This is a genomic window from Paenibacillus sp. MMO-177 (assembly GCF_037147795.1).
In the GTDB taxonomy this organism is placed as follows: domain Bacteria; phylum Bacillota; class Bacilli; order Paenibacillales; family Paenibacillaceae; genus Pristimantibacillus.
The window spans coordinates 25833-44809 of record NZ_JBBCUR010000003.1 but is presented as its reverse complement, the minus strand read 5'-3'; the positions used below and the strand labels follow the sequence as shown (position 1 = coordinate 44809).

Here is an 18977-nt window from a genome sequence, read left to right as displayed (position 1 = left end):
TGATAGGCTTTTTTATACGATAATCGCGTAGGCAATGAAGTTTTTTGTTGAAATATTTAAAGATTCCCGATATAGTTTTAAGAGAATAATTATACAGGCTTTTCGGGAATATTGGATGGAGGAAATTCGCACATGTCTACACCTACAGGATTTATGCAATATCAACGTGAATTGCCGGCTGATCGGGATCCTATAGAACGGATCAAGGATTGGAATGAATTTCATAAGCATTTGTCGGATGAACAGCTGCGTACGCAAGGCGCTCGCTGTATGGATTGCGGAACTCCATATTGCCATACAGGCATGGAACTTGCAGGTTCGGCATCCGGCTGCCCGGTGAACAACTTGATTCCGGAATGGAATAACCTGATTTACCGTGGATTGTGGCGTGAAGCGCTTGACCGCTTGCACAAAACGAACAACTTCCCTGAATTTACCGGTCGCGTATGTCCGGCTCCTTGCGAGGGCTCTTGTACAGTTGGCCTGATCGGCGAACCGGTTACGATCAAGACCATTGAACATGCTATTATCGAGCGCGGCTTTGAAGAAGGATGGGTTGTTGCACAACCTCCTAAAGTACGCACAGGTAAAAAAGTAGCCGTTGTAGGCTCCGGCCCGGCCGGTCTTGCGGCAGCTGCCCAACTGAATAAAGCAGGTCATAAAGTTACGGTATACGAACGTGCCGACCGCCTTGGCGGACTTCTCACTTACGGCATTCCTACAATGAAGCTCGAGAAGCATGTTGTAGACCGCCGCATCAACCTGATGAGAGAAGAAGGCATTGAGTTCGTAACGAATACGGAAATCGGCAAAGATATTTCGAGAGACGAGCTTTTGAAAGAATTCGACGCGGTTATTATGTGCGGCGGCGCAACAAAAGCACGCGATGTTGAAATGGAAGGCCGCGAGCTGAAGGGCATCCACATGGCGATGGACTACCTGAACGGAACCATCAAGAGCTACCTGGATTCGAACCTGGAAGACGGCAATTACATCTCCGCTAAAGACAAAGACGTTATCGTTATCGGCGGCGGCGATACTGGTACGGACTGCGTGGCAACGGCACTGCGACATGGCTGCAAATCGGTTACGCAATTCGGTACGGTAGCGAAAGCTCCGCTGGAACGCGATATCGTAAACAACCCTTGGCCGCAATTCCCGAACGTGTACACGCTAGATTACGCTCAAGAGGAAGCAAAAGCCCTTTACGGCGAAGATCCTCGCGCGTTCTCCGTACTGACTAAGAAATTCGTTGGCGACGGCAACGGCAACCTGAAAGAACTGCATACGGTACAAATCGAGCGTACGGTTGACGAAGAAACCGGCCGCAGAATTTATAAAGACATCCCGGGCACAGAGAAAGTTTGGCCGGCAGATCTTGTCTTTATCGCAGTAGGCTTTGAAGGACCGGAGAAAACGCTGATCGAAGAATTCGGCCTTGAGCAAGACCGCCGTTCGAACGTTAAAGCGGCTTATGGCAAATACAAAACCAACGTTGATAAAGTATTCGCAGCAGGCGATATGCGCCGCGGACAAAGCCTTGTCGTATGGGCGATCAACGAAGGCCGCGAGGCAGCTCGCGAAGTGGATAAATATTTGATGGGATCGTCGATGCTGCCTTAAGGTTTAAGGAGCACAACAACGATCGATAACAGAAAGCGCCTCCGGGCGCTTTTCTTGTCGAATAGGGATTAATGCCTATTCACTTAAGAGGTAACATTTCTTACCAAACATTAGCTTTTGGAGTAAACCTTACATTGAAAGTTAGAGATATGCTGTTTGTATGACTGTTTAGGAGGCAGCGGAAATGATTAAATACGGATTGGACACAGTGACAGAGCTGCGATTCAACTCGATTACGGCAACTATGGAGCGCAGAGACAACCAGTGGGTCGATATTGTGCTGCGGTTCGACGTGACGGAAGAGACGCCCGTGCCGGATGACCTGATTGATTTCAGCGGTCTCGTGATTTGCACATTAGGCGGCGCAATCGCGCAAATCGTCCCGCAGGATGAAGATATCGACTGCGAATATCAATTTACGGCATTCGAGAAAGAGCAGATCCGTGCTTATATCGAAAGCGATGAAATCCAGCAGCGGATCGCGAATCTGTCCTCCCCAAATTAATGAAAATTGTGGTAAAATCGGTTAGAGATGACGTAAAGGGGAGAGTTCGTCATGCCGGCCGATGAAGCTTTTGTATTAACCCCGATTGATGTACGCAAGATCAGACAATATGTTCAACATAAGTACGATGCGATGCCGCATGACAAGCGGGCTGAGATTGTAGCAGACGCGGTAAGCCGTATTATTCAAAAACAGCTTCCGCCTTTTGAGGACAAGCTGAAGCGCGAAGTGACGGCTAGACTGATCCGGAGTATCGTGCTGGAGAGACAAATGCCGGTCCGCTCGGGCGATATTTTCGAAGCATGCCTTGCCCTTGACCTGGCAGATTCCAATGTCGTTACACCGCTTCATAAGTGGGTTGAAGAGCAGAGCGGCACTCAGCTGGAGTGGAACTTGTTCCGAATCCAATTGGACAAGCTGGCGAAGAAAGAGGAGTACGGGACCTCTGCCCCGTGGGAGCAGTTAAAGGAATGGCTGGGATCCGAGTACCGGTTAGAAGGGAAAAAGGATTCGGCACCTGAGCTGGCTGAGGTTATTCCGTTGCCGGTTCAAAAGCCCCTTAATGCGGCTCTAAAGCCTTACCGGCGAAAGCAGACGTTGATCTATTCTCTTTTATCCATCATGCTGGTGAGCGCTTCGCTTCTGTACGGCTGGTCGCTGCTCAGGCCTTCTCCTAATAAGCTGCAGCCGCCAATGACATTGCAGTCTTACGAGAACGTGATGCCGGCGGCAGCGGGCAACGAGCTTCCGGACGAGCTGCGTTATACGGACGTAGATAAGGAAAGCCTGGTCGACTATTTGAACAGCAAAGATTCCCTTCTGGCGGAACAGCCTTATTTGGATGCCATCATCGACGCAGCAAAAACATTCGATATACATCCCCTCTTTTTATTCGCGATTACCGGTCAGGAGCAAGCTTTTGTACCAAGGTCGAATAAACAGGCGATAAAGATCGCCAACAATCCGTTCAATGTTTTTTATAGCTGGCAAGACTACAATACGACCATCCATGATTCGGCGCGAATCGCTTCACAGACTGTATTAAAGTGGAGCAAAAACCGTCCTGAGGGCAAGGACCCGATTGCCTGGATCAACCGCAAATACGCGGAGGATCAGAATTGGGCAGATGGCGTGAGTAAAATTTTTGCATCGATGAAAAGCAAGGTAGAACGAACAAGCTAGATATGAGAGGCGATTAGTTGAAGACATTAATTATTGCGGAAAAGCCCGATATGGGGCGTACGATCGCTGCGGTTGTAGAGCCTAAGGCGGCGAATAAGCGGACGTACCTGGAAGGCGACCGTTATATTATTACTTGGGCGATTGGTCATCTGGTTACGCTGGCGGAGCCAGACCAGTATGACGCGCGCTATAAAAGATGGAACGATCAAGATTTGCCGATTATTCCGGATAAGTTCAAGCTGTGGCCAAATGCCCGGACAAAGGATCAGCTCAAGACGATCGGAGAGCTTGCGAAGCGCTGCGGCCGTCTTGTGAACGCATGTGACGCCGGGCGCGAGGGACAGCTTATTTTTCATCTGATCCGGCAATATTTGAAGCTCCCCCAGCCGACAGACCGTCTGTGGATCTCTGATTTAACGCCTGAGACGATCAGAAAGGGGTTTGACTCCCTTCGAAGCGACGAAGACTATGCTCCGCTTACAAGGGCAGCCAGGGCGCGCAGCGAGGCGGATTGGCTGATCGGGATGAATGCTTCCCGCGCATTTACGATCCGTCATAAGGCGTTGCTCTCGGTTGGCAGAGTACAGACGCCTGTCCTCGCGCTGCTGTATGACCGGCACAAAGAGATTACGGCTTTCAAGTCGGATATGTATTATGTCGTAAAGGCTTTATTCGATCAGAACGGATTTCAATATTCAGGCATATGGCAGGGGGATCGGATTACGGACAAAGCGAAGGCGGAAGCGCTGGCCGCCAAGACGCAGGGGAAGCCCGGCAATATTAAGGAGTATCAGACGGCGGAGAGCAAGGAATATCCGTTCCGCCTGCATGATCTGACGCTTCTGCAGCGGGAAGCAAACGGTCGTTACGGCTATTCGGCGAAGAAAACGCTCGATATCGCGCAGGCTTTGTATGAGAAGCATAAAGCCATTACCTATCCGCGTACGAATTCCAACTACGTAACGGAAGAGAATCTGCCTGTCATGCAAAAGGTGCTGACGATGCTGCAGGGATCCGATTCTTACCGCGATCTGGCAAACGGCGCGGATCGGGGGCGGGTGCATAAGGGGAATAAGGCGGTATGCAATCCGGCCAAGGTCGAGGATCACCACGCGATAATGCCGACGCCAAAGCGTCCTTCCGGCCTAAGCCCGGAGGAGCAGAATATTTATGATATGATCGTCCGGCGGTTCCTGTCGCAGTATTATCCTCCTGCGGTGTATAAGAATCATACGGTTCTAACCGAGGTGGAAACCGAGATTTTCCGCACAAAGGCGAAGGAGCTATTGGAGCTTGGCTGGAAGGTTGTTTTGCAGGATCAGGGGCAAACCGCGAAGAAGACAAGCAAGAAAAAAGCGAGCGAAAAGGATGAGGCCGAGAGCGATGATGAAGAGCTGCTCACCGATAAACCGTTTGCGATTGAGCCTCAGCAGGGCGTCAAATGCGTGAAATCGGAATCACTCGAGAAAACGACCCAGCCGCCAAAGCCTTATACCGAGGGCACTTTGCTTAAAGCAATGGAAAGTGCCGGCAAGTCGATGGAAGATGACGAGCTGCGCGAGGCGATGAGGGATACGGGGCTTGGCACGCCGGCCACCCGTGCAGCGACCATCGAACGGTTGAAGCAGGTTGGTTACGTGGATCTGACCGGCAAGAAATTGGAGATCTCCTCCAAAGGCTGCGCCGCTATCGAGTTGATTCGCGGAGCGGGCGTTGATCTTCTCGCATCACCGGAAATGACGGGCCGCTGGGAGCAGCGTTTGCACCAGATTTCGCGCGGTGAAGCATCCGATGACCAGTTTATGATGAAGGTGAAGCAGTTCGCCGCTATGATTGTGGATAAGGTCCGCCAGCAGCGCCCGGCAGCGCCGGGAACGTTTGAAGAGCGGGAGAACGGAGGCAAGCGAGGAGCCGCGGGTTCCAAGCGGAGCAGCCGTACTTCAAAGGCCTCTGGCGGAAGCCGAGCAGCTTCATCTTCGTCCAAGGCAGCTTCTTCGGGCTCAGCTGCGGTAACCGCCGCGCCAAAAGCAACTTCCCGCAAGGCTGCAAGTCCTACTGCCCGTGAACCGATCGCAGCTTGTCCAAGATCCGGCTGCAGCGGACATATTATTGAAGGGAAACGCGGATTTGGCTGCAGCGCCTTCCGTGATGGCTGTACCTTTGTCATCTGGAAGGAACAGCAGGGCAAGACCATTTCGATCCCGATGGTTCGTTCCTTGCTTGAAAAAGGAGCAACGAGCCAGCTTACCTTCAAGCGCCAGGACGGCAGCAGCACGAAAGCCAAGCTGGTGTTGACAGACCGGGATAAAGGCACGGTATCCGTTCAAGGCGTGTAACCTTTAAATTAATCGTTAAACAGAAAAAGGAGTAAAGCGGCTGCTGCCGCTTTACTCCTTTTATTTATGCCATTAATTTTAAGGCTGCTTGCGACTTACATAGTCATGAATCGCCGGTGGAACCTCAAGCAGGTTATTCAAGGTGAAGAAAGCCCCCTTCGGCTCTACCTCGATATTAATGACATTATACTGCCATTCCGATTCCGCTCTCATATGGATGGCGTTAATGCCTGCCGTAAGAGCGGGTACAACATCTGTGCGGATCGAGTTGCCGATCATCCACGTCAAGTGGCGGTCATAACCGCCCTCAGCCAAAATCTGCTCAAGCGCTTCGCTATTCTTATGCCGGCGGATATATACTCTCGTATCGAAATACCGCTCCAGCTTCATTTGTTCGATCTTGCGGCGCTGGATCGTAATTTCCCCTCCGGTATAGAGATGAAGGGTGTGTCCCTCTCCAGCCAGCTTATCGAGGGTTGCTTCCATGTTAGGATACGGCTCGGTTTCGTGCTCATACACGCTTAAGCCAAGCTTCCACAGAAAGTCCTGCTCCGTCTTGGACTTTTTGCGGCCCGTAAGGTCGCAGTAATAATGATACGTATCAATAAAAGACTGCGGGAAATGCTCGCTCTTGAATCCGAGCACGGCTACCCCCGCAATATCGATCTCCGTCTGTTTATTGCGCACGGCATCAGCGCTTACCCCTTCATAACCCGCAAACCACGTTGTCATCGCGTCCACGAACTGTTCGATCACAAAGTAGAAATATTTGTTGCAGTGAATGAGGGTGTCGTCTAGGTCGAAGAAAAGGTTTTGCTTCATCTAAAGCACGGCTCCTTTGGTGAAGTTCGTCGTATGAACAATCTACCTTATTCGAAGCCTTACGTCAACGAAGCTCCGGGGATGTTTAATTCGGGCGATTTATGCTAATCATTCTCTTAAAGAGCAGGGAGGTGATGAGCATGCCATTTAATAAAGCCGACAAAACGCAAAACCGTCAAAACCAATCCAGTTTTAAATCGGAAGCCGTTGGCCTTAAGCTGAACAAACTCGCAAACCGTCCTCCAAGCATGAATGGAATTAATAAACAGCTGCCGTAAAGCAGCGCAGGCGGAATGCAGGGGCAGATGTTCTTCCAACGCCCTGCATTTCCGCCTGCATTAAAATATTAGCGTCATTAAGCATATTTCTGCTGAGCTGCAATCAATTTATTCTTAATAAAGGCGATACGCCTCCGTACATAAAAATCCATGCTGTCACCCTTCAAATCATTTGGCGAGATCACCTCCTCTGCACGATTATCAATAATCGTTAATGTTCCGTCCGTGTAAAACTTAAAGGTAAGGTCCCGGCGCGGCCATCCTTTCTCTAAATAACGAAAGTTTTCGCAGCTTTTATTCATGGTGATTCAGCCTCCTTCAAAATGATTGTGGGATACAAAACAGGGAACGTTTGTTCTGTTTTTATTATAGCAAACATTTGTTCGTGTGGAAACTGTTTTTTGTTTCTCGTAAACTAGATTCATAGAATGGCGAAGCGTTTACAAAAAAGGGGCATGGACTTATGTTGAGAATATCGAATCTTAGAGTGCAAATTCCCGGTGGACCAACGATCTTGAAGAATATCAGCTTTGAGGTTCTGCCAGGCCAATTTATTGCGATAAAAGGGGCCAGCGGCAGCGGCAAGTCGATGCTGCTCAAAAGCTTGGCGCTTCAGAACAAGTGGAGCGGCGGCAGCTATTACTTTGAAGGCGAAGACATCTTCAAGCAAGGGCTGGCGGGCAGGCTGAAAATCAAGCGTGCGGTTGCCTATTTGGAGGAGAAGCCCGTACTGTACCAGAACAAGACCGGACTAAAAAATGTCAGCATCGGTGCCGTTGCCCAAACGCCTGCTTGGCGCAGATGGACAGGCATGCTGCGCAACGACGATTACATGGGCGCGATGGACACGATTGAAAAGCTGGGACTATTGGATAAAGCCCATCAAAAGGCAAGCACAATGAGCGGCGGCGAGCGCCAGCGTATTGCCATTGCCCGGGCACTGGTGCATGGCGCAAAGGTGATTGCGGCAGACGAACCGGTAGCGGGGCTTGATCCGCATACGGCGGACCGCGTATTGTCCGATCTGAAGAGACTGACTACGGAGCAAGGCGTAACGGTCATTGCCGTGCTTGATCAAGGCGATTGGGCGGAGCGATTCGCGGACCGGATCATCGGTCTCAATAACGGAGAGCTTGTGCTTGACGTGAAGGGCAGAAGATTGACCGAGCGGGAGAAAATGATGCTGTGATCGAGCTTCGATTAATCAAAGAAAACGAACTGGAAGAGGCACTCCGGCTAGAGCAGCAATGCTACGTGCCGGAAGCTGCTGCGACCCGGGAAGGATTCCGGTACCGCTTCGAGCATTATCCCGGATATTTCTGGTCCGCCTGGTCAGGCGGCAAGCTTCTTGGCATTACGAACGGGATCCGGACTTCGGCCTCGTCGTGCGGGGATGAAATGAAAGGCGAGCAGCAGGATGAGAAGGAAGGCAATAACTTCTGCATCCTGACCGTTGCCGTAGCCTCGGAGGCGAGGCGCCGGGGAATAGGAGCCATGCTGCTCGAGCGCGTCGTCTCGACTTGCGATAGCGCCGGCCACAAGGCGATTATCCTGATGTGCGAACGGCATCTGGTTCCTTTTTATGAGAGAGCAGGTTTCAGCTATGTTGGGAAGGCGGCATCGTCGCACGGCGGCATCGAATGGCATGAAATGAGACGTACCGCGCATATAATGGAGCATCTGACCAAATAGGTAGGTGTCTTCGAATATGGCTTTTCAGTCTCCAGTCATTGTCCAATCCGCAAGAGCGGCATTCCCGAAAGCGGAGCTTTGGATTCCCTATGTAAGCGGCGGGCCAAACGAGAATGCGATCAAGCGAATCAATGAATCCATCCGGAAAGCGGCACAGCAGCTGGTAGACGAGCAGGGCTCGCTAGACGATCCGCGGGCTGAAATGAGCGGATATTACGAGGTGAAGACTAACGAGAGGGATATTCTTAGCCTGTCGTTGTTCAACTACGCCTATTCGGGCGGCAGTCACGGTCTTACGCTGCAGGTCTCGCTGACCTTCCGAGTGTCAACGGGACACGCCTACAGCCTTCCGCAGCTGTTTAAGCCAGGAAGTGCTTACGTTCAACGTATATCCGAGACGGTCAGCGAACAGATCAAGGAGCGTGATATAAGCACGCTCGAACCATTCCAAACGATCCGGCCGGATCAAGATTACTATATCGCAGACCGGTCGATTGTCATTTATTTTGCCTTATACGAGTTGACGCCTTATGCTTACGGCTTTCCGTATTTTCCGATCTCGGCCTATGATCTTCAGGATATTGTCAATGAGAACGGTCCGCTAGGAGCTATGGTGCCGAATAATTAGTACAGCAACGGACATGCAGGGCGGAGATGATCAAAGGAGCTGCTTCTGCGAATGGAAAGAATCAAATGGTTCGGTGCGATTGCTCATCTGCTGCTCGGATTCCTTTTTCCTTATGTGTTGATCGGCGGCATTGTTCTGGTCTACGGATTCATGGCGCCTTCAACAGGCTCCCAGAAGGCTTACGGCATTGCCATCGTTCTGGTCTACGCCTTGATTATCCTCGGAGTAAATCTATGGACAATGAGGCGGATGGATTTCCGGTCAAAATGGCGCCGGCTCGTTATCCATGCGCTGTGCTGGGCTGCGGCAGCGATCGTATCGTTTGCCATGCTGCGGTTCTCGGAATAAAAACTCATTCATGACAACCGGCATAACAAAAGGCTGCCCCTGCGCGGGGCAGCCTTTTGGCGTCTGACATGACCAATCGCCCTCCCTCATACATTATCGTAGGGAGGGGTTCAATGATGCTGGCGGTATGGATCGGATTGCTGCTGTTTGCCGCTGTTTGTGGCTGCGCTTTGATGCTGACTTCGAGGGCGCAGCGCAGTGTCAGGGCTTCGAAGCATATTAGTATGACGGCTTATGGCGCATACGCCCAAGCACAGCAGGATAAGCATGACCTGAATCTGTTCGGGCTTGCCCAGCAGCTTCGGAGGCGACTGGGAGCGGCTGCATCATTTGGGTTATCGTTTCAGTCTCTAGGTTTGATCGGGGCTGCTTTTCTGCTTGCCGGACCTGCCTTGCAGAAGGGAGGACCCTCCGTCGTCAGTATCGGACTGCCGATACTCGCATTGTTCGGCATTCTGGTCAGCGCTTCGCTTGCGGAGTTGTCTTCGGCCGTGCCTACGGCGGGCGGCGTCTATCACTGGGCATCCGCGCTTGGCACCAGAAGATGGGGCTGGTATGCAGCCTGGTTTCATCTCGCCGGCCATCTCGCTACAATGGCGCTCATGAATGGCGCCTGTGCTTTTATTCTCGATAAATCACTGTCCGTATGGCTGAACTATAGCTCCTCCTGGTGGACGACGGGAATCGCGTTGTGCATCGCAACCGCCGCTCAAGCTGCGGTTAATCATTGGGGAACTGGCGGGACGGGATCCTTTCAGGAAGCCGGAATTATGCTTCATGCGGCTATTCTGGCCGCTATAATTGGAGGAATCTTTATTGCTTTCGGACGAAGCGTATATTCGCCGGAGCTGTTATATGCGTTCCAAAACGTGAATCTGGATGGGCATGTTACGCCGTGGGCTTTTATCGTTGGAATGCTTGTGCTGCAGAAGCTGTTTCTTGGGATGGATGGAGCGGCGCAAGGATCGGAGGAAACAAGCGATCCCCGGATTCGCGTGCCGTGGGCGATCTACATGTCAACGGTTTATACGATGATCGGAGGCTTCGTTCTGCTCATGTGCCTGACTCTTGTTCTTCCCGCTATCGTAGGCACGGCCTTGTTCAGCAGCAGCGACAGCCTGCTTGCCGCCGCTGCACTTGACGGCTGGCAGGGAAACTCCCTCATTTTGCTCTTCATAGCGGCAGCCGTCTGGGGAAGCGGGAACAGTGAAATGATCATTTGCTCGCGTGCCATCTTTTGTCTGGCAAGGGATCAGGCACTTCCCTTCAGCAGAGAGTTGTCCCAGGTATCGCGCGAGCAGCGATCGCCGCTTCCCGCGATTCTAGTGACTGCCCTTCTGTCGATTGTTTTATTTGGCGCGGGCAGGCTGGCGGATGGGGGAGAGGCTGGGATCCCTAGCTTGCTTGGCTTCGCGGTGTTATGCCTGCAAGCGGCCTATATGATTCCGATCTGGATTAAGATCAAGCTGTATGGCAGGCACCGGCTGCTGGACGATGCGCCATGGCATCTTGGATCTTACCGTTTAATCGTCGACCGTGCCGCATTCGTCTGGCTGTTATTGTCCGGGGCGGTATCAATCTTTGCGCTTGGTTTATGGGGGGCCGTTGGAACGGGAATATGGTTGGCATTTGTGATGGTAATGGACAGAAGATACCGCAAGCAGCATTTGGCGAAGCTTCAGAGTCGCTTGAAACGACCCAAAGGGGAAATCATCCGAATTGAGCGAAAATTCCATCTACATTAAAATAATAGGTGCGGATTCCGGGAAATGGGGAAATAACAACCGCTTTTTATTTCCCGGGGAAGCGCATAATCTTACACAAAGAAAACGTTTTCGACAACACGGGCTCGAATGTTACAAACGGTGTCGAAGAGTAGTCTCGGAAGACTATGCAGAAACGGCTGAAAAACCTGTATTTATACCTGTTTTCGGCTTATTAATGCGATTAATAATAGAGCGCCAAAAGATGTTTTTGCCATCTTCTCCCTTATCAGATTATAATAGTGGAAGGATAGAAACGGACAGGAGGCCATCGAAGCAAATGTCTCGGGAAATAAAAAACAGCCGCATTGTGTCTCTGAATGTAGGAACCCCGGTAGAGGCGATGCATGGGAGCAAGCCCATTCAAACAGGAATTTACAAGACAGCCTCGAGGAGCAGGCATTATTTAAGCAAGACAGGGTTATCAGGCGACGGTCAGGCGGATCTAGTTCATCACGGCGGACCGGATAAAGCGGTATGCGTCTACTTCGAGCGTCATTTCCCGCATTGGGAAGAATGGCTGGGCGATAAGCTGAGCTACGGCGCTTTCGGCGAGAACTGGACGGTGTCCGATTGGACGGAGCATGATTTGTGCATCGGAGACGTCGTTCAAGCCGGAGAAGCGGTTGTTCAAGTAAGCCAGCCAAGACAGCCTTGCTTTAAGCTTGGCATCCGCCATCAGCGCCCGGAGCTTACCGTGCAGGTTCAACAAACCGGATTCACGGGATTTTATTTCCGCGTCCTGAAGGAAGGCGAAGTTGGGGCTGGCGAGGACTTGAAGGTTCTGGAACGGCATCCGGCAGCCATCACGCTTGCCGAGGCCAATCGCGTTATGTACCAAGGCAAGTCGGATTTGGAAGGAATGTCGGCGCTGCTTGCGGTCGAGGAGTTGTCCGAGAGCTGGAAGCAGACCCTATCGGGCCGAGTGGAAAGGCTGCAGCAAGAAACGCAGGGAGGCCGTACGGATTGAAAGATATCGAGATCGCCGCTTTGATTGAACAGTACCGGTTCGATGCGGATTGGAAGGTTGTACCGGGCGACAGCGGGATGAATAACACAACACGAATGATCAAGGCAGGCGACGATCGGTACGTTCTTCGGGTGTATAACAATCACCGGGACAAAGACATTGTAACGCTTGAGCATCACGTGCTCTTTGTGCTTTACCGGCAGCAGCCGGGCTTCAAGGTTCCCGTACCGGTGGAAAACCGGTCGGGCGATACGATTTCTTTTGCGCAAGACGGTGCGCTTGCCGCCTTATACCGGTACATCCCGGGAGAACGTCCGACCGTTCATAAAAAAGCGCATATCAGATCCCTTGGCCAAACGGCTGCCAGGGTCTCAAAGGCGCTACGCGGGATGACGATTTCGCATAAGCCGATCTATGATCCTTACTACTTGCTGGAAGAGACCTACTCCACTCTTATCCAAAATGAGCTTTCTGCCATCATGCAGTCTTCCGAACCGTTTATTTCCAAAGCAGACAAAGCCGCTGTAATCGTAAACCAGCTAAAAAAATTGTCTGGCAGCCTGCAGGCCGTAAAAGAACTGCCCCATCAATGGATTCACGGCGATCTTAACTTCAGCAATACGGTAGCTGACGGCGAATCCATTATCGGTGTGCTCGACTTTGAGTTTTGTACCATCGATGTCAGGGCGATGGAGCTCGTTGTAGCGCAGATAGATTTCTTCAATGGCGAAGATAACGAGATATGGGAAAGACTCCGGTTATTCTGCCAAGGTTACGGAGGTATTGGCAAACTTGCGCCTGAAGAGGTGGAGGTGCTGCCGCTTCTTATTAAGCTGAGGATACTTGATGTGTTTCTTCACTTCACGGGCCGCTATAAAGAAGGTCTCGATAATACGGCGTTAATTGCGGGCTTTATCGACCAGACGCATCGAATTTGCGAATGGGTGGACCGAAATGAGGAGCAATTGCTGTCACTGTTCAGGCATGAGCTTTTGTAAGAATGTAAAACCCAATTCCTTAATATCGCTAATTAGAGAGGATGTGCCCGAGATGAACGTTGCAGCATCGCTTGGATATGGCAGCCAGGATAGATTGTTAATTATTAATGCGGATGATTACGGACTGTGTCAGTCAACCAATAAAGGTATACAGCAGCTGCTCCAGGAACAGGCGGTAAGCTCGGCAACCCTTATGATGCCGTGCAAGTCCTCTCGCGAAGCGGCTCTTTGGAGTGCTCAACATCCGCAATACGATGTGGGCATTCATTTTACGTTTACAAGCGAATGGGATTCTTACCGTTGGGGTCCGGTTCTAAGAGGCAGCGATACGCAATCGCTGGTAACCGATGAAGGGTATTTCCCGAAGGATTGCAGAAGCTTTGAACAACAGGCCGAACCGCAGCAGGTGAAGAAAGAGATGATTGCCCAGATCGAAGCCGCGCTTCAATTGGGAATGAACCCTACGCACGCTGATAACCACATGGGAAGCTTGTACGGGCTGGAGACCGGCAAGAACTTCCTGAAGGAAGTATTCGAGGTGTGCGCGGCTTACGGTCTGCCGTTTCGGATGCCCCGCAAGGTGGCGGCGGCCAGCGGCCAGATGATTCCGCCCGAGCTGGAGGAGCAGGCGCGCCAGCTGGGTTTGCTGGCCCACGCAATGGGAGTCGTCGTGCTTGATTACCTGGTAGGACTTCCGTTTCCGCTAAAGGCGGGAGATACCTATGATACGGTTAAAGCGGACCTGAAGCTGCAGTTGAAGCAGCTGCAGCCGGGCGTAACCGAGCTCATATTCCATCCATCCCTTGTGACGGATGAGCTGCTTGCTTTCCACGGCCAGCCCGAGAAGCGCGGCATGGAGTTCCAATTGTTCCGCGATCCGGATGTTCAGCAGACACTGCGGTCGGAAGGGATTCGCCTGATCCGCTGGAGAGATTTGCAGCAGCTCCAAAGCACGGTATACGGACGGCCGTAAAAACCCAATGTATCATTCATCCAAGGAGAATCGTCAAAGACAGAAAGCTTAACGGAGAGTTTGAGTACAGCTTCAATTCCGATAATCTTGAATTAACGGTAGCGGATGGCACATCCAAAGTGAATTGGAGTTATTTCGCGAAGGTTTGGGAGAATGAGCACTTTTATTTTTTATTCCATAATAAGAGGCAGTATTGGATCGTCCCTAAAGAGTCGTTCCGGGATGCCAAGCAGGAACAATTATTCCGCCAGATCGTTCAAAGCCATCATCCAATCGCAACGGGAGTCATCCGATAACCGGACAAAGGAGACGCACTTATGTCATTTCAATCGATTAACCAATTAGCGGAGAGACTGAAGACCAATATCGGCCAGGTTATTGTTGGAAAAGAAAGCGTTACCGAATTGTTGTTTATCGCCTTAATTACTTCGGGGCATGTCTTGCTGGAGGATGTGCCCGGCACGGGGAAAACGCTGCTTGCCAAATCGCTGGCGCAGTCGCTGAAGCTCCAGTTCCGCCGGGTACAGTTCACGCCGGACCTGCTGCCTTCCGATCTTAGCGGCATCCAGTATTACAATCAGAAAGAGGGCGGCTTCGAGTTTCGTCCGGGGCCGCTCTTTACGAATTTGCTGCTAGCCGATGAGATAAACCGCGCGACTCCGCGGACGCAATCCAGCTTGCTCGAATGCATGGAAGAGCGGCAGATCAGCGTTGACGGGGAGACGAAACGTCTGGACAAGCCGTTTATGGTCATCGCGACGCAAAATCCGGTGGAGCATCAGGGAACGTTCCCGCTGCCGGAAGCGCAGCTTGACCGGTTCTTATTCAAGATCCAAATGGGTTATCCAACAACGGAAGAAGCGCTTCAAATCCTGAAACGCTTTAATAATGCCGATCCGTTATCGCAATTGAATGCGGTTGCAGCCGCTACCGATATTGCGGAAGCCCAGCGTCATTACGCGGAAGTACGCATAGAAGACGAAGTGCTTCATTACCTGCTGCAGCTGATCGAACGGACCCGTTCCCGTGACGATATTCTCGTTGGCGTAAGCCCGCGCGGCAGTCAGGCGCTCTTGAGGGCTTCGCAAGTCCATGCGATTCTGCGCGGCCGTGATTACGTAACGCCGGATGACGTGAAAGCGATGGCGAAGCCGGTTCTGGCGCATCGCTTGTCTCTAAGAGGAATGCAGAGGTCTCATAATCATGCGGAAGACATCATTGAAGATATTATCCGGCAAACCGCGGTGCCTGCGGAAGCTGGAATCGGCTCCCGATAGGGGGTCAGTCGATGATTATATTCTGGGTAGCATTTGCGGCAATCATTGTCTTTTTCCTGCAGGCCAAAATCTTTCATAAGTACGCCTTGCGTCAAATCAAGTATGAACGGCAATTTCAAAAAAGGGTAAGCTATCGGGGCGAAACCATCGAATTGGTCGAGCAGTTGACCAATGCCAAATGGCTGCCCGTTCCCTGGATGCGGGTTGAATCTCAGTTATCGTCGGATTTAAGATTCCACCGGCAGGATAATCTGGAAGTGAGCAGCGGCAAGCTGCTGCAAAATCATAAAAGCTTTTTCACCCTTATGCCATATACGAAAATTACGAGAAGGCACCGCATCGTATGCCGGAAGCGGGGCTGGTATAAGCTGCAGTCGGTTACCATGACGGCAGGCGACCTGCTGGGTTTTCTGCATCAGACGAAGCAAATTGCGTTAAATGGCGAATTAATCGTCTACCCGACGCCTGCCGAGGTACCGGTTCATGAGCTGCCCTCCCATAGCTGGCAAGGGGAGCTGTCGGTCAGACGCTGGATTGTCGAGGATCCGTTTGTTGTAATGGGGACCCGCGAATACCGCTCGGGCGATACGTACAAAATGGTCAATTGGAAAGCAACGGCCAGAACCGGAAACCTTCAGGTTCATCAGTACGACTATACGGCGGACCGCAGGCTGATGATCTATCTGAATGCGGAAGACAACGAAAGCATGTGGCGTTCCATTAATGACGAAGAGTTGATTGAGCACGGAATCGAATGGGCGGCCGGTGCAGCCCAAGCGGTAATACAAGGCGGTATGGAAGCGGGCTTCTGCACGAATATGCCCATTATCGGGGAGTTCGGAAGCACTTTCCTTGAACCGCGCAGCGGCGGAGGGCATCTGACGGATATTTTCGAGGTCATGGCAAAGCTTGAGCTTGTCCGGACGGAGCCATTTGCGGATCTGTTGGCGCGGGAAGCGGACAGCGGCTACTCCCAGCGTGATGTGCTTGTGATCTCCAGCTTCTGGAACGATCAACTTGAGCTACAGGCGGACAGGCTACGCCGTAACGGGAATGCGGTTGTTCATTGGAGGCTGACTCCCAATCCGGTTCAAGAGCAGGCAGGTGAGGCAGGATGAGCCAATTGAAAAAGCATCAGCCCATGCTGCATCTGCTTCATGGGAGCATAGAAACGTTATTCGCTTTGCCTATATGGTTTGTCGCTCTTTTCTACACGTCAACCGATCTGTTTATGGCGTTATGGCTTCTAACCGTTCCGTTCATTTATATGGCGGGTGCGGCGTGGATCGGGAAGTTAAAAAATAACCGTAGAATATACCGGCTGTTTATCGGCATTTTGCTTGGAGCCCTTCATACGGTCGTGATCTATGGCATATTAATGGCCTTTCAGGCCGATCTTCCGGGAGCAGCGGTTATTCTTCCCGTACTGCTTGGAGCCTTTACGGCTGTTAGAGGAATGGGAACAGCCACCAAAAGCTGGTATGTCGTTTTTCCGAATACGCTTATGTTTGGCAGCATCATTTTGTATACCGTATTAACGATTGTTGCCCATCTTCAGGAAAAGCTGCAGCCCTATTTTACGTTTCTGACCTTTTGCGGCATTGTCGCTCTTGTTCTGATGCTTTACATCGTTAATGAACGGTTGCTGTCCTATGAGACGGAATCCGGAGGAGCTATTCAATCCTCGACGACAAAAGTGTTCAAGCGGCAAAACCGTTTTATGCTGACGATTGTAGCGGTGCTATTGCTCATAGCCGGGTTGTTCCGCCAGTTGCAGTCTTCCATTGAATCGTTTTTTCACGCGTTGATCAACAAAATTATGGGCTGGATGGACGGTTCGGGCAAACCGATTGAAGAACCGCCTACCGATACGCAGCCTCCTCCAAGCGGACTGCCTCCTGCAGAGACGCATAATCCGCCGGCATGGCTGGAAAGATTGGAGCTGGTTGCGAAATATATTGGCATCGTGCTTCTGATCATTGGTGTCGCCGTTCTCTTGTTCTTTATTGGCCGCAAGCTGTATCGGCTCTTAAACAAGTTCTTGGGCAGAATCTGGGAACGTGCAGCTGACAGCAAGGAAGGTGCCGTTGGTTATACGGATGAGGTTGAAAGTCTGGTTGACCGGACCAAATGGAACGTAAGGCTTGGCAAGTTAAGCCGGAAGAAGGAAGCACGCTGGGAAGAGCTGTCGACAGCAGGGGAGAGAATCCGTTATCTGTACCGGAGATATGTTGCGGCAGCGGTAGGTCGGGGGTATGATTATAAGCCACACTACACGGTTAGAGAAACGACATCGGATATTGGAGCCTGGAGCAGCAAATCCGCCTCACAGGCAGAGGCCGATACGCTTGCCCGTCTGTATGACGAGGTTCGTTATGGCGGGCTGGAGCCAAAAGAAGAACTCGTCCAATCTCTTAAGAAGAAATTGGACGAGCAGCGCAAATAATTAACGAAGCGAAACAATATGTTCAGCAATCTTGTTGCCGTGGAAACGGCCGGATTCTATGAAAATTTCATTCGCTTCATGCTTGGAGGCAACGACACCGGCCAGATACAGGCCGGGTACGTTTGTCTCCATTGTTGTTTCATCAAAGTACGGGAAGCCTTCATCCTCGATGCGCACACCGGAATTCGTCAGGAAATCGCGGTCGGGATGGAAGCCGGTAAGGGCAAGCACGAAATCATTGGCGACTTGGTGGCGCCCTTCCGGAGATTCGACGATTACATGACGTTTATCAATCTCAACAACGCGAGACTCAAATAACATGCGAATGATGCCGTTATTGACTTTGGCTTCAAACCCGGGCCGTACCCAAGGTTTTATGCTAGGCGAGTAGCCGGCGCCGCGGTAAATGACCGTTACCTTCGCCCCTACCCGTTCCAGCTCGAGCGCTGCGTCGATTGCCGAGTTGCTGCCGCCGATAATTGCGACTTCCATGCCGGTATAAGGATGGGCTTCGCGGAAGAAGTGAGTGACTTTATCCATCTCTTCGCCGGGGATGCCCAGATAATTCGGATGATCGAAATAGCCGGTCGCGACAACCACGTAACGGGCTTCATATTGTTTTTCTTCGCCGTAGCGGTCCGCGCTGGTTAAACGGAACAGCCCGTCTTCCTGCCGTTCGACGCGAAGAACCGTCTCGTATGCATTTACGCGCAAGTTGTTGCGCAGCGCAGCGGTCCGGTAATAATTAATCGCCTCGAGGCGGGAAGGCTTATCGTTAGGCGTCGTAAACGGGATTTCTCCGATTTCGAGCCGTTCCGGCGTACTGAAGAAATGCATGTATGTAGGATACATGGAAATAGAATGGGCAATATTGCTTTTCTCGATAATGACGGGATGAAGTCCGATCCTCTCAAGCTCAATTGCGGCGGCAAGGCCGCAGGGACCGGCTCCGATAATAATGGCTTCTTCTTTGATCACTTTTGTGGGGCCTCCTTAGACGAAAAGAGTATTGCGGAATATTCGCACTTCGTAAACATTACCCTTCATTGTACAGCTCCCCGCGGATTTTATGCAAATTTGGCGAATGGCTATCTTGTACAGGGAGGGTAATATTGTATAATAATGTGGAACCGTGG

At 51.4% G+C, this 18977-nt stretch carries 20 protein-coding genes; 17 read left to right on the top strand and 3 right to left on the bottom strand.

Translation table 11 applies throughout. From position 1 onward, the window contains the following. The first annotated feature begins 132 nt into the window (after window positions 1-132). The 4 genes from WFK81_RS11220 (at window position 133) to WFK81_RS11205 (ending at window position 5646) form a co-directional block, all read left to right on the top strand. Window positions 133-1623, top strand: coding sequence for a glutamate synthase subunit beta (locus tag WFK81_RS11220; protein WP_336786512.1), 1491 nt, complete (start codon window positions 133-135; stop codon window positions 1621-1623). A gap of 184 nt (window positions 1624-1807) precedes the next feature. Continuing rightward, entirely contained in the window at window positions 1808-2128 is a 321-nt protein-coding gene (locus tag WFK81_RS11215) for a hypothetical protein (protein WP_336786511.1), read from the top strand. A gap of 51 nt (window positions 2129-2179) precedes the next feature. After that, window positions 2180-3310 carry a hypothetical protein gene (locus WFK81_RS11210; protein WP_336786510.1) on the top strand — a complete coding sequence of 377 codons (1131 nt, stop codon included), beginning with the start codon at window positions 2180-2182 and terminating at the stop codon, window positions 3308-3310. Between the two features lie 17 nt (window positions 3311-3327). Next, a complete protein-coding gene (locus WFK81_RS11205) occupies window positions 3328-5646 on the top strand; it encodes a type IA DNA topoisomerase (protein WP_336786509.1) in 2319 nt (772 codons plus the stop codon). Between the two features lie 78 nt (window positions 5647-5724). Here WFK81_RS11205 and WFK81_RS11200 read toward each other — a convergent pair whose 3' ends face one another. Continuing rightward, window positions 5725-6468 (bottom strand): HAD family hydrolase, encoded by a 744-nt coding sequence (locus WFK81_RS11200; RefSeq protein ID WP_336786508.1) that lies wholly within the window; start codon window positions 6466-6468, stop codon window positions 5725-5727. A 140-nt stretch (window positions 6469-6608) separates the two neighbouring features. On the opposite strand from WFK81_RS11200, the gene WFK81_RS11195 reads away from it, so the two are divergent. Further along, window positions 6609-6746, top strand: coding sequence for a hypothetical protein (locus tag WFK81_RS11195; protein WP_336786507.1), 138 nt, complete (start codon window positions 6609-6611; stop codon window positions 6744-6746). Between the two features lie 77 nt (window positions 6747-6823). Here WFK81_RS11195 and WFK81_RS11190 read toward each other — a convergent pair whose 3' ends face one another. Next, on the bottom strand, window positions 6824-7048 hold the full coding sequence (locus tag WFK81_RS11190; RefSeq protein ID WP_015844261.1) for a hypothetical protein: 225 nt from the start codon (window positions 7046-7048) through the stop codon (window positions 6824-6826). A 161-nt stretch (window positions 7049-7209) separates the two neighbouring features. On the opposite strand from WFK81_RS11190, the gene WFK81_RS11185 reads away from it, so the two are divergent. From WFK81_RS11185 to WFK81_RS11130, 12 genes are all read left to right on the top strand, one after another. Next, window positions 7210-7935: a phosphonate ABC transporter ATP-binding protein gene (locus WFK81_RS11185; protein ID WP_336786506.1), complete on the top strand. Its 726-nt coding sequence runs from the start codon at window positions 7210-7212 to the stop codon at window positions 7933-7935. Next, on the top strand, window positions 7932-8438 hold the full coding sequence (locus WFK81_RS11180) for a GNAT family N-acetyltransferase (RefSeq protein WP_336786505.1): 507 nt from the start codon (window positions 7932-7934) through the stop codon (window positions 8436-8438). The genes WFK81_RS11185 and WFK81_RS11180 overlap by 4 nt, the downstream gene beginning before the upstream one ends. Before the next feature lie 16 nt (window positions 8439-8454). Beyond that, window positions 8455-9066 (top strand): DUF3298 and DUF4163 domain-containing protein, encoded by a 612-nt coding sequence (locus WFK81_RS11175; RefSeq protein ID WP_336786504.1) that lies wholly within the window; start codon window positions 8455-8457, stop codon window positions 9064-9066. Between the two features lie 51 nt (window positions 9067-9117). Further along, window positions 9118-9414 carry a hypothetical protein gene (locus WFK81_RS11170; RefSeq protein WP_336786503.1) on the top strand — a complete coding sequence of 99 codons (297 nt, stop codon included), beginning with the start codon at window positions 9118-9120 and terminating at the stop codon, window positions 9412-9414. Window positions 9415-9530: 116 nt separating this feature from the next. Further along, window positions 9531-11159, top strand: coding sequence for an amino acid permease (locus WFK81_RS11165; RefSeq protein ID WP_336786502.1), 1629 nt, complete (start codon window positions 9531-9533; stop codon window positions 11157-11159). Window positions 11160-11457: 298 nt separating this feature from the next. After that, the gene (locus WFK81_RS11160) at window positions 11458-12147 is read left to right on the top strand and encodes an MOSC domain-containing protein (protein WP_336786501.1); all 690 of its coding nucleotides are present in this window, start codon (window positions 11458-11460) and stop codon (window positions 12145-12147) included. Next, window positions 12144-13145 carry a phosphotransferase gene (locus WFK81_RS11155; RefSeq protein WP_336786500.1) on the top strand — a complete coding sequence of 334 codons (1002 nt, stop codon included), beginning with the start codon at window positions 12144-12146 and terminating at the stop codon, window positions 13143-13145. Before WFK81_RS11160 ends, WFK81_RS11155 begins: the two co-directional genes overlap by 4 nt. 52 nt (window positions 13146-13197) lie before the next feature. Beyond that, window positions 13198-14118, top strand: a complete 921-nt coding sequence (locus tag WFK81_RS11150; protein WP_336786499.1) for a polysaccharide deacetylase family protein — start codon at window positions 13198-13200, stop codon at window positions 14116-14118. After that, complete coding sequence (locus WFK81_RS11145; RefSeq protein ID WP_336787309.1) at window positions 14010-14414, top strand: YcxB family protein; 405 nt, start codon at window positions 14010-14012, stop codon at window positions 14412-14414. The genes WFK81_RS11150 and WFK81_RS11145 overlap by 109 nt, the downstream gene beginning before the upstream one ends. A gap of 21 nt (window positions 14415-14435) precedes the next feature. After that, a complete protein-coding gene (locus tag WFK81_RS11140; RefSeq protein WP_336786498.1) occupies window positions 14436-15395 on the top strand; it encodes an AAA family ATPase in 960 nt (319 codons plus the stop codon). 11 nt (window positions 15396-15406) lie between these two features. Continuing rightward, window positions 15407-16513: a DUF58 domain-containing protein gene (locus tag WFK81_RS11135; protein ID WP_336786497.1), complete on the top strand. Its 1107-nt coding sequence runs from the start codon at window positions 15407-15409 to the stop codon at window positions 16511-16513. Continuing rightward, window positions 16510-17841, top strand: coding sequence for a DUF4129 domain-containing protein (locus WFK81_RS11130; protein ID WP_336786496.1), 1332 nt, complete (start codon window positions 16510-16512; stop codon window positions 17839-17841). Before WFK81_RS11135 ends, WFK81_RS11130 begins: the two co-directional genes overlap by 4 nt. Here WFK81_RS11130 and WFK81_RS11125 read toward each other — a convergent pair whose 3' ends face one another. Continuing rightward, window positions 17842-18819: a YpdA family putative bacillithiol disulfide reductase gene (locus WFK81_RS11125; protein WP_336786495.1), complete on the bottom strand. Its 978-nt coding sequence runs from the start codon at window positions 18817-18819 to the stop codon at window positions 17842-17844. It abuts the gene before it with no gap. Between the last annotated feature and the right edge of the window lie 158 nt (window positions 18820-18977).

Coding starts and splice junctions, on each gene's coding strand:
- WFK81_RS11220 (WP_336786512.1), top strand. CDS start 133: ATGTCTACACCTACAGGATTTATGCAATATCAACGTGAATTGCCGGCT.
- WFK81_RS11215 (WP_336786511.1), top strand. CDS start 1,808: ATGATTAAATACGGATTGGACACAGTGACAGAGCTGCGATTCAACTCG.
- WFK81_RS11210 (WP_336786510.1), top strand. CDS start 2,180: ATGCCGGCCGATGAAGCTTTTGTATTAACCCCGATTGATGTACGCAAG.
- WFK81_RS11200 (WP_336786508.1), bottom strand. CDS start 6,468: ATGAAGCAAAACCTTTTCTTCGACCTAGACGACACCCTCATTCACTGC.
- WFK81_RS11195 (WP_336786507.1), top strand. CDS start 6,609: ATGCCATTTAATAAAGCCGACAAAACGCAAAACCGTCAAAACCAATCC.
- WFK81_RS11190 (WP_015844261.1), bottom strand. CDS start 7,048: ATGAATAAAAGCTGCGAAAACTTTCGTTATTTAGAGAAAGGATGGCCG.
- WFK81_RS11185 (WP_336786506.1), top strand. CDS start 7,210: ATGTTGAGAATATCGAATCTTAGAGTGCAAATTCCCGGTGGACCAACG.
- WFK81_RS11175 (WP_336786504.1), top strand. CDS start 8,455: ATGGCTTTTCAGTCTCCAGTCATTGTCCAATCCGCAAGAGCGGCATTC.
- WFK81_RS11170 (WP_336786503.1), top strand. CDS start 9,118: ATGGAAAGAATCAAATGGTTCGGTGCGATTGCTCATCTGCTGCTCGGA.
- WFK81_RS11165 (WP_336786502.1), top strand. CDS start 9,531: ATGCTGGCGGTATGGATCGGATTGCTGCTGTTTGCCGCTGTTTGTGGC.
- WFK81_RS11160 (WP_336786501.1), top strand. CDS start 11,458: ATGTCTCGGGAAATAAAAAACAGCCGCATTGTGTCTCTGAATGTAGGA.
- WFK81_RS11150 (WP_336786499.1), top strand. CDS start 13,198: ATGAACGTTGCAGCATCGCTTGGATATGGCAGCCAGGATAGATTGTTA.
- WFK81_RS11140 (WP_336786498.1), top strand. CDS start 14,436: ATGTCATTTCAATCGATTAACCAATTAGCGGAGAGACTGAAGACCAAT.
- WFK81_RS11135 (WP_336786497.1), top strand. CDS start 15,407: ATGATTATATTCTGGGTAGCATTTGCGGCAATCATTGTCTTTTTCCTG.
- WFK81_RS11130 (WP_336786496.1), top strand. CDS start 16,510: ATGAGCCAATTGAAAAAGCATCAGCCCATGCTGCATCTGCTTCATGGG.